Origin of the sequence: Vibrio minamisatsumaniensis (genome assembly GCF_050337445.1) — a bacterium.
Classification (GTDB): Bacteria; Pseudomonadota; Gammaproteobacteria; order Enterobacterales; family Vibrionaceae; genus Vibrio; species Vibrio artabrorum.
Genome location: NZ_JAKJSY010000063.1, coordinates 19518 through 29449 on the forward strand (window position 1 = coordinate 19518; position 9932 = coordinate 29449).

The 9932-nt window shown below is 42.9% G+C and carries 8 protein-coding genes and 1 pseudogene; all 9 read right to left on the minus strand.

What is annotated here, in order from left to right; genetic code table 11:
• Window positions 1-6: 6 nt before the first annotated feature.
• Window positions 7-105: pseudogene (locus L4B77_RS14475) on the minus strand (type II secretion system pilot lipoprotein GspS-beta); the annotation flags it as partial.
• On the minus strand, window positions 62-1198 hold the full coding sequence (locus L4B77_RS14480; protein ID WP_429751261.1) for an alanine/ornithine racemase family PLP-dependent enzyme: 1137 nt from the start codon (window positions 1196-1198) through the stop codon (window positions 62-64). The gene L4B77_RS14480 and the pseudogene L4B77_RS14475, both read right to left, overlap by 44 nt.
• Complete coding sequence (locus L4B77_RS14485; RefSeq protein WP_429751263.1) at window positions 1195-2400, minus strand: N-acetyltransferase DgcN family protein; 1206 nt, start codon at window positions 2398-2400, stop codon at window positions 1195-1197. The genes L4B77_RS14480 and L4B77_RS14485 overlap by 4 nt, the downstream gene beginning before the upstream one ends.
• 251 nt (window positions 2401-2651) lie before the next feature.
• Complete coding sequence (locus L4B77_RS14490; protein ID WP_429751265.1) at window positions 2652-3878, minus strand: OFA family MFS transporter; 1227 nt, start codon at window positions 3876-3878, stop codon at window positions 2652-2654.
• A 140-nt stretch (window positions 3879-4018) separates the two neighbouring features.
• Complete coding sequence (locus L4B77_RS14495; protein WP_429751267.1) at window positions 4019-4756, minus strand: LytR/AlgR family response regulator transcription factor; 738 nt, start codon at window positions 4754-4756, stop codon at window positions 4019-4021.
• On the minus strand, window positions 4734-6410 hold the full coding sequence (locus L4B77_RS14500; RefSeq protein WP_261840644.1) for a LytS/YhcK type 5TM receptor domain-containing protein: 1677 nt from the start codon (window positions 6408-6410) through the stop codon (window positions 4734-4736). Before L4B77_RS14500 ends, L4B77_RS14495 begins: the two co-directional genes overlap by 23 nt.
• 264 nt (window positions 6411-6674) lie before the next feature.
• Window positions 6675-7556, minus strand: coding sequence for a DMT family transporter (locus L4B77_RS14505; protein ID WP_261840645.1), 882 nt, complete (start codon window positions 7554-7556; stop codon window positions 6675-6677).
• A 103-nt stretch (window positions 7557-7659) separates the two neighbouring features.
• On the minus strand, window positions 7660-8991 hold the full coding sequence (locus L4B77_RS14510) for an MFS transporter (RefSeq protein WP_429751270.1): 1332 nt from the start codon (window positions 8989-8991) through the stop codon (window positions 7660-7662).
• A 129-nt stretch (window positions 8992-9120) separates the two neighbouring features.
• Window positions 9121-9906, minus strand: coding sequence for a DNA-binding transcriptional regulator KdgR (gene kdgR, locus L4B77_RS14515; RefSeq protein WP_372041072.1), 786 nt, complete (start codon window positions 9904-9906; stop codon window positions 9121-9123).
• Window positions 9907-9932: the final 26 nt, after the last annotated feature.

Consider the following 9932-nt stretch of genomic DNA (forward strand, 5'->3'; position numbering starts at 1 on the left):
TCAGTTTGAGCATCTATGATCGGCAAGCCCATTGGATTTTATCGGGTTTATCTGACAATCATTAAGCATGACACTGACGAAGATTATGACTGCTGTTCGTAGCACTATGCCTCCCTTCTTCCTCTCTTTTTCCTTTCGGTGCCTTAAAGTTTTTATGGATGTAATGTGAAGACATGGAAGATAAGAGGGCACTGTAATCGAGCGTGAATGTCACTTTTTCCCCTATAAAGAGTGGTCTCTGTGAGGACTCAACGACAAGATGATCGCTGGTTGAAGACATGATTTTAATCCCATCCGGCGCCTTAAGCCCGCTAATACAAACATCTTGCCGGCCTAATGCTAGGATCGCTTGTGAAACCCGCCCTCGATCTTGAAGGCTCTCTTTTTCACCAAAAGCATTTAACCCACGATTCCCCCAAGGCAATGTTGGCTTAATATTGGATTCAATCACTTCAGCGGTCAAAGAAACGGCGTCCGTATACAGCCCTTCAATTTGGTCGTGTTCTAAGGGTTCACAGCCTAAAAAAATGGCTTCTCCTAGACGAAGGTTATTGACTCGAGTTAGGCCGGTTCTCTGAAGAGCCCAGTTAACTGAAGCAGAGTTTCCTCCGGAGATAATCTCAAGGTTAATCCCAAATGTTGCTTCAATTCCATCGGCAAGATCAGAAAGAATTGTCATATTTTGATCATCCGGAGCGACACCATACCGACAGGCTAAATTCGTACCAATGCCTTTTATCGCGATATTAGGTAAACAAATGATCGCCCGAATAAAATCAATCACGTTATTCGGCATCACGCCTTCTCTGAGATCGCCAAGCTCAACCATAATAATAATATCGTGACAACAATTCTGTTGTTGGGCGACATGTGAAAGTCTTTGAATCACTTCAATTTCCGAATTTACACTCATATCACTGTATTTTATTACATTCTCCACTTGGCTTAGCATGGGGGTACGTATCAGCATTTTAGGGATAGAAAGGCCAGATTCAGTCATATTTTGAAGATTTTCGATTCTTGAATCGGCTAACATAATGGCGCCAGCATCAATGAGAACTTGTGCGATAATCGGGTGGGAGAGAAAGACTTTTGTTACAGGCGTAACAGAGATATTTTTCCGTGATAGCTGAGTCATTAAAAACTGAGCGTTATGATGAATTTTTCCACAGTCGATGTCTAACCTAGGGTAGTTCACTTTTTTTCGGCCAGTTTGCTTGCTATCGTAGGGAAGGCTGATGTTACGATGTTCAGTAGATGTTCGACAGGCTGAGATAATGCATCAGTAACAGGTAGGCCAAACTTGGTCGTATAATGGTCTATCTCACAGCGTGTTTCATCCAAAGACATCCCTTCATGATTCAGTGTAAGTCCAATAACATCGGTATTAGAAAACGTTTCGATAAGATTGATTTCTGAGGCAATCGAAGGCATTGGGCAATCAGGAAAATCAGTACGATATAAACGTTTAGGGGCATGTTGCAAAATCACACCCGTTGGACAACTGCCACGTAAGATAAAAGCGCTGGTTGAAAACGCAGGGTGACTCAAGGCTCCTTGCCCTTCAATAATGATCAGGTCCGGATCTTCTTTTTCATAGGCTTGTACAATGACAGATTCCAACTCGCCAGCGCAAAACTGTGAAGGGACAGCATCGAGTGCAACGCAGTATTGTGCGCCTTGTATAATCCCCGTTTGACCGGTGGCAATCAGAACAACGTTAAGGCCTTTTTTAGTCAGTTCATTCACTAAAATGGTCGCGGTTGTTCGTTTTCCTAGCGCACAATCCGTTCCCATTACCGCAATTCTTGGACATTGTACGCTGTGTATTTTCCCGCTAAATGTTTTCAGATCGGCTTTATTTTTAGGTTTGCGAGTATCGAATATTCGAACATTATTTTTTAAGCTCGCTTCTAAAAATAGAGGGTCATCAGTGAGAAATTCATGCAAGCCATTTACAATGTTCATCCCTAGAGACATGGCATTGAGAATGATGTTTTTATCTAAGTCTGATAACAAACCACTTGATGGTGCCATACCAAAAATGAAGTAATCGGGAATGCTTTCTGCGTGAATGATGGCTTCTTCAGCATTGGCCAGGATAGGAATTCCATTGGCTTCATTATCCAGTAGTTCTCCAGCATCTAAGCCGGCAGATTCACTATCAATAACCGATAGAATACGATAGCGTAACGAGTGTCTTACTAGGCCATTCGCGGTTTTACCATCGATTTTACCGAAATTGCCTTCGCAATAGATAATCGCTGAAGGGATAACGGGTTTTACTTTCTGAGCCAGTGGTAACCAAGGTGCGAAATGGGGGACGTTGTTGTTGCTTTCTAGCTGTTCAATTTTAGTGAGTTTGAATATGTTTCTTAATTTTTCGCTTGAAATGGACATAATTAAAGCCTGCAGTAAGGCTTAGGAGGGCGACTAAGGAGTGCCGAGGTGATAGTTCGGAAAAGAAAAGAAGTCCCTACTAAGCGGTAGGGATAAAAACCAAGGTAACACACTTACCAGACTTTTGTTGGTTATTATTAAATATGCTTTCTGAATCGAGCAGTTCCAGGTTTTACCTAAACCTTAATTGCCTGACTCCGACCATTTTCGAAGTCAAGCATGATAAAAATGCAGTGTAAAAATGTCCCGACTTATGAAGTCACTTCATTCTGCCACAGCCTTACCGTGAGTGACTGGTTTGGTTTTTTGATAATTAACGAAAGTGCTATGGACACTAAAATCAACGTTAGCATGACGTGAAAGGTTGCCAAAAAACCGCCAAAGAGAGACGCAATGACAGAACCTGCAAAGCTGCCAATACCAAACCCCAAATAGATGATACCGTAATTCTTCGCTACATTTTCTAGGCCAAAGAAATCACTAATGAGAGAAGGGTAGACCGTTATAGTCCCGCCAAAGCTAAATGCGATACAAGCTAGTGAGAGATAGAAGGTATGCAGTGTGGGAGTGATAAAGATCAAGGTGCTAACACCAGCAAGACAGATAACTAATGCGATGGTGATGACGTACATTCGTGTGATTTTGTCGGACAGTACACCTAGCACGATACGTCCTCCTAGATTTGCAACCGCAATGACAGAAACGGCGGTGGCAGCAATCCCAGCCGACAGATGAACGTAATTTTCACCGATATCCTTCGCAATACCAATCGCGTATAACCCAGACATACATACGGTGGTGAATATTAGAGCCAGCATGTAGAACTGAGGTTTGCTCATTGCTTGTTTTAGAGTAAAACTATCGCTCGTTTCCGTGAGTTTATGAACCGAGGTAGATCGGTCTTGTTTGGGTGCTTCAACGACCAGTAAGCCTCCAATCAGAACCAATGCCATGGCAATCACACCCCAAACATCAAACGCATTCTCAAGCCCAAAGTGCGTTAATGAATACATATTGATGTATTTGAACCCTAAGCTGCCAAGGCCATAAGCACCAATGGCACAAGCGGAAGCGATCCCCTTGTTATTAGGAAAGAACTTGATGCAGTTAGTGAGTGCAAGTAGGTAGCCAGTACCGTCGGCAAACCCGACCAAGAAACCAGCGCATAAATACAATGCGGTTAGACTTGATGCTACTGACGTGAGATAGAGGCTTGAGCCGAGTAATAGTCCGGAGAATATAAGCACTTTTTTGATACCAAACCGCTCTTGAAGCTTACCTGAAATGGAAGACGCTACCGCCAACGCAAGACTCAATAGGCCAAATGCAAAGGCAACTTGTTTGACGGGTTGGTCGAGTTTATCTGCTAGATGAGCGTTGAATAAGCTCCAGGTATAAACGGATCCAAGTGCAAATTCAATGAGTACGGTGCCAATTAGGGTGAACCATTTGTCACGTGGTCGAATAGGGTTGCTCATAGTGGAACGCCTTTAAATGAATACTAAATAAGTTAAGTTGGCTCTAACTTATTCAACTATCATTTAGGCTTCAAGCGGCAGAAAAGGAAAAAAAATCAACGGTAGTGACAGTGGAATGAACGGCAAAAATAGGGAATGAATTACAAACCCATTAAGTCTCTAAAGGGCTTGATGTTGGAGCGGCTTACCGGAATCAGGGTGTCTGTACCATTTAATTTGATACGATAGGTACTGCTTGCCCAAGGGATGATCTCTTCTATCTGGTTTAAATTTATCCAGTATGACCGGTGAACTCGAAAAAAGTGCACATTATCCACTTGGTTAACAAAGTCACTTAGCATCATTGGCGATGTAAACAAACCGCGCTGCGTGACAACTTCGGTTATTTTCCCATTTGCACTGGCGACGATAATTTCTGCGACAGGCGTAATTCGAATGCGGTTGTTTTGATACAAATTAACGCTGGCTTTTGGATCGCGATGAGCATGGTATGAGTCTTGTTTGGCGGACGACAAAGCTCTTTGATATTCGATTTTTTCGAGCGTTTTTTGCACTCGAAGCTCACTAAATGGTTTGAGAATATAATCAAAGGCTTCAATGTCGAAGGCTTCAGCTGCGTGCTCTCTGTAAGCGGTTGTGAAGATGATTTTCGGTGGGCACTTTGAGTTATAGAGGCTTTTAGCCAGTAACATCCCGTTGACCGATGGGATGTTGATATCTAAAAATGCGATGTCGATTTCTGTACCTTGGATATACTCCAATGCCTTCAACCCATCATCAAACTCAGCCACTATTTCAATCGTGCTGTATTTATGGATCAGATATTTGAGTTCTTCACGAGCCAGATATTCGTCTTCAACTAAGATTGCTGTTGTCATTATATTTGCCTTTAGGAATCACAAAAGAGATACGAGTGCCCGGGGTAAGACGTTCTATCTCAAGTCCTTTCCCGTACAATAATTGAATTCGTTGATGGACATTATTGAGCCCGATCCTTTTCGATTCGATCGTACCAGAATAAATTTGTTCAATAACCGTATTTGGGATGCCAACGCCATCATCACAAATCGTGATTTCAATACCATTGAGTTGCTGTCTAACGCGAATGCAAACCGTACCACTGCGACCATTCGGTATGATGCCGTGACCGATAGCATTTTCGACTAAAGGTTGTATCAGTAATGGTGGTATTGAGGTGTCGACAGTGTCCACATCAAATTGTACAGATAACTTATCTCCAAAACGGGCTTTTTCGATAGCTACGTAGTCTTTAACCTGCTGTAGTGCCTTTTCTAGAGGAATCATCTCATCGACATTTTCTAGGTTAAATCGCATGAATCCCGCCAGTTTGCCGATGAGATCTCTGGCTTTATCGGGTTCGATTCGTATCAGAGTGGAGATAGCATTGAGGGTATTGAACAGAAAATGAGGGTTGATCTTGTTTTGTAATGCCCCAAATTCTGCCTCGTTAGCCATGATTTTTAATTTTTCGACCTTGGCAACCTCTAATTGAGTCGAAATGAGCTGAGACAAACCGATCGCCATTTCGTGTAAGGCTAGCGTGATTTGATGGGGTTTATTAAAAAAGATTTTTAAGGTTCCCGTGACGTTACTGTTTTCAAATAACGGGATTATCATTAATGACCGAAAAGTGTGCTCTTGAATATTATTGCTCTTAATAATCGTACCATTTTCAATCGCCGTTTTTGTCATCAGGCTGACCTGGTTGTGATGGCTAGAGTATTGCTGCTCTCCATAACCCACATACACTTGCACATCGCGAGTATCTGTAATCGCGACAGCATCGGCATTGCACTCCCTTTTTATGATGGTACAAACCTGTTTTAGTGCATCATTTGAGCTTTTTCGTATATAGGGTAGAGTTTGGTTAGCGACTTTTAGGGCTTGTTTGGCTTGATATGCCGCGACTTTATCTTTTTCGCTTTCCATATCTTGTAGCCATTTAATGATCAGAATCACGCACACTGAGCCTAAAATCATGGGCAACCCAATAGCATCGACTATCGAATAGGAGAGGGCTTTGTCCTGAGATAAACCAATGATGAGTATCATGGTCAACACTTCGCAACCAGCAGCGACGAGAAAACCGTACTTAGCATAGTTAGCGTAGTTAGCACGTAGGTAGACCCAAGAGGCTAAGATCCCAGCTAAAACACTACTGATTAAACATGGAATCGATGATGGGCCATTGAGATCAATAAGATACCGGTGAATACCAGAGATGAGTCCTACGGGGATGCCAACCCAAGGTCCAAAGAGCACGCCACCTGAGACAATCGAGATAATACGAACATTGACTAGCGACCCTTCAACGTGCACTCCTGTATAGGTACTAAAAATGGCGAACGCCGTGAAGAACAGTGTCAGTATCGTGCGTTCTAGTGTGTTGCGACTCTGCTTTGCAATCAGAGTCTGAAATACTTTCATATGTGTTAGAAAGTAGAGAGCCATGAGTAGCAAAGATGCTCGTTCGACCATGGCTAACAGCATCATTAATTGATTCGACAACATATAAGGACCTAAAAAATAGCAAGGGCGGATTTTACCTTTCCCCGTTTGCCGTAGACAAGGTGATTAATGATACAGAAGCTGAAACTAAAAAAACGAAATGTGATGTGTCTTTTAGTATGCTTGGCGACTTAAATCTGACTAACAATACAACATCGATGTTAAGTGTGGGCACTGATAAAGCGCCTTGTGTCGACAATATTGCTTAGCATTCTGGACAGGCATGTTGGCAAGGATCTATTTGGTCTTGTTTGATACGGCTTTCGTTTACTGCCACATAACCAATACTGCGGCGATAGAAAGCAGAATAAGGGCAAAGATGTCTTTACGAGCAATGTGTTGCCCTAGCCAGAAATAAGAGATCAACACCATAAAGATCACTTCAATTTGCCCCAATGTTTTTACATAAGGCACGGCTTGCAATGACATCGCGCTAAACCAACCAAGAGAGCCAATCACACTGGCGAGGCTTGTCATAACCACCAATTTCGAGCCTTTAAATATCTGGCGGAATGTCGCCCGATCTCTAAAAAACAGAAACGTACAAATAATGATGGTCTGAAGTGAAATGACTAAAAATAACACCCAAGCTGCGCTATGCGGAAAGGGTAGCCCGATACTCAAGCTTGCTTCACGGACCCAAAGAGAAGTTAAAGCAAAAGCAGTGCTGCATGCCATACCAAGTAGAAAAACCTTAGGAGAGAGGCTTCGCCACCCGGAAGAGCTACTCATGATCAACACGCCCAACGTGCCAATGATTACGCCTAACCAGCCCGTTACCGTTAAAGCAGTGCCAAAGAATAACACCGAAAGTACAGCTGATACGGGGGCTTCACACTTAGCCAGTCCGGCTCCTATTGCATAGTTTTCTCTTTTGAACAGCATCACCATTAAGGCTGTAGCAAGGATCTGCATGATTGCAGCGGCACCAATGTAGAAAATAAATTCACCGGAAAAATGCGGTGTGGCTACGGGCTGCCATTGATAGAGCGCATAAAGATAAATAAGCGCGATCGGGCCTGCCCAAATAAAACGAGCCAGTGTGACTCCTGCCACACTCATCGTTCCACTTAATTTGCTTTGAAATGCATTGCGCCAAGATTGGCTAAAAGCCGCAAGAAGAGTAAAAGCTATCCAACTAAAAGACATGACGCTTCCATGTGTAATGTAATTTACTGATTATATTAACCAATCCTTACTCAGTTAACATTAAAAGCTTGGCTTTAAGTGCTATTCGATATCGCTACATTTATCAAAAGATCGGTTCTTTTTTGTTCTTGAAATAGAACAGCGCGCTGATCAAAACGAATAATAGGGTGAAATAATAGAAGAATGAAGAGAGTGAAGCCAAGAAGTCGAGGTTTTGTTCTATCTCTTGTGCGGTGTAGCGCTGGGATACTAACTTGTAGTAGTAGGCATATAAAATGCCGATCAATCCATATCCAAGATTAAACATTAGACCTTTAAAGCTAAGCACGGTGGCTCTGATGTGTGATTGTGTTTTTTGGTTGAGATGATAGCTGATGAAAATGTTCATCGTCATGATGATAAAAATCAGCACGAGTGCTGGAATCACTCCGTAAATTGACCACCCTAAACTGATCCAATAATAGGTCACCATGGTCGCGCCCCCCATGACCGCAATAAAGGTTTTTGGCGCCATACTTTCTGCTAATCGGCGGCTTTGTCCCGCCAAAATTATTTTAAGCAAACTGATCCCTGCACCGATAAAACCAAAGTAGATAATCGGTATATCGATAGCAAGGTAGTATTGGCTATTCATGGTTAGGAACATTCGCGAGGTATGCTCGAACAGGCTGTAGTAGAGCAAGATAAACAGAACGTAAGGGGTAGCAAGTACCCACTTACCGGTGTCGGCCGTTAATTTAAGGCTGGCAATGATGGTGGCTGCTTTGGTTTGATCGCTTGGCCCCGTTTTTTTCTCTTCACGCATATTTATGGCGGCATAAATGGCGATCATCGCCACCAACAGGGTGGCAAACACGGGAATGCGCATCAGGTCTTTGGTGCTTTCGGGCTCGGCCAATCCAAGAGTATGAAAGAGAGGCGCCATGACGTTCACATCGTACATGGCAGCACCGAGCAAGGTGACAAAGATACCAACGCTTGAAGCGATTCGAAGTTGTATTTGTAAAACGCGCGGCCACAGCGCTTCATTGCCTTGCTCTTTCAAAGTGTCGTAAGCCAATGCCTCATCGGCACCACTCGCAAGTGCCATAGCTAAGCCGCTGAGTATCCTATTAATCAAAAATACAACGAAGACCACATCGGGCTCTCCGGTTGGTACTAAGGCGATCATGGCGATTTCAATAAACATCACCATCGATGAGAGCACGACAAGCTTTTTACGCCCGAGCGTATCAGCCAATGCCCCTGATGGTACTTCAGCAAGTACGATGGTGGCAGCCCAAACCACGTTAAGCATGGCAAATTGAGAGAGGGTTAAACCATAGTCTAAGTAGAGTAGGGTGAAGATAGGGTAATAGAAACGCGCAAAGTAACTACTTCTAAACATTAAGAAATAGCGAACGTTAGGAACTTTTAGTATCTCTTTGAGCGTCATGATCGTTTCAGTACTTTAGATAACACATTATTATGTATATACCCTTTAGCTTTTTTAATCATGGAATTATTGTCAAACGCCTCATATATCGAGTTAGAGACGCCTTGATTCGCTCTAAAACCTTTCTGGCTATTTTACTGGGTAATCATTAAACCCTAATTGTTTGGATATATTTCGACCTGCGTTGTGTAATAATTCCACATAAGACGCTTTTTTCTGCTCATCAAAGCGCATGGTCGGAAATGAAATTGACACACCAGCAATCACGGTACCAAAACGATCGTAAACAGGGGCTGCGATACAGCGTAATCCTGGTTCTTGCTCTTCATTATCCTCGCCAAAGTGTTGTTGTTTCACTATTTTTAGCTCATCCATAAGTTGGTCGACGCTTTCGATTGTATTTTTCGTGCTTTTCACAAACTCGGTATCTGCAAGTTGAGCGCGAACGTATTCTTCGTCACGTTCTGCCAACAATACTTTACCTATGGCAGTAGTATGCAGAGGGTTTCTTCTGCCAACACGTGAGTGCATACGCAAAGCAAAGCTAGAATCAATTTTGTGAATATAGATGATGGAGCCATGATCCAATGCCCCTAAGTGAATCGTTTCATTGGTCTCTTCTGAAATCACACGCATCTCTTTCTCTGCAATTGTGATCATATCAACCCACTCAAGCGATTTAGATCCAAGCTCGAACATCTTCAATGTCAGTGAGTATCTATCGGCCTCGCCTTGCTGAGACACATAGCCCAGCATTTTCATTGTTTGTAGAAAGCGATACGTCGTGGCCTTCGACATCATTAAGCGCTGTGAAAGATCAGATACGCCGATTTCCTTCTGTTTTCCCAGAGATTCAAGAATGTTAAAAACTTTCAATACCGATGAAACGGCTTCTGGTTGGGTGGACTTTTCCATTTTTATTCCTTTGAACTGTCTAATAT

Excerpts from the sequence above, each read along its gene's own strand:
- L4B77_RS14485 (WP_429751263.1), bottom strand. The coding sequence starts at position 2,400 with ATGTCCATTTCAAGCGAAAAATTAAGAAACATATTCAAACTCACTAAA.
- kdgR (WP_372041072.1), bottom strand. The coding sequence starts at position 9,906 with ATGGAAAAGTCCACCCAACCAGAAGCCGTTTCATCGGTATTGAAAGTT.
- L4B77_RS14505 (WP_261840645.1), bottom strand. The coding sequence starts at position 7,556 with ATGTCTTTTAGTTGGATAGCTTTTACTCTTCTTGCGGCTTTTAGCCAA.
- L4B77_RS14490 (WP_429751265.1), bottom strand. The coding sequence starts at position 3,878 with ATGAGCAACCCTATTCGACCACGTGACAAATGGTTCACCCTAATTGGC.
- L4B77_RS14495 (WP_429751267.1), bottom strand. The coding sequence starts at position 4,756 with ATGACAACAGCAATCTTAGTTGAAGACGAATATCTGGCTCGTGAAGAA.
- L4B77_RS14510 (WP_429751270.1), bottom strand. The coding sequence starts at position 8,991 with ATGACGCTCAAAGAGATACTAAAAGTTCCTAACGTTCGCTATTTCTTA.
- L4B77_RS14500 (WP_261840644.1), bottom strand. The coding sequence starts at position 6,410 with ATGTTGTCGAATCAATTAATGATGCTGTTAGCCATGGTCGAACGAGCA.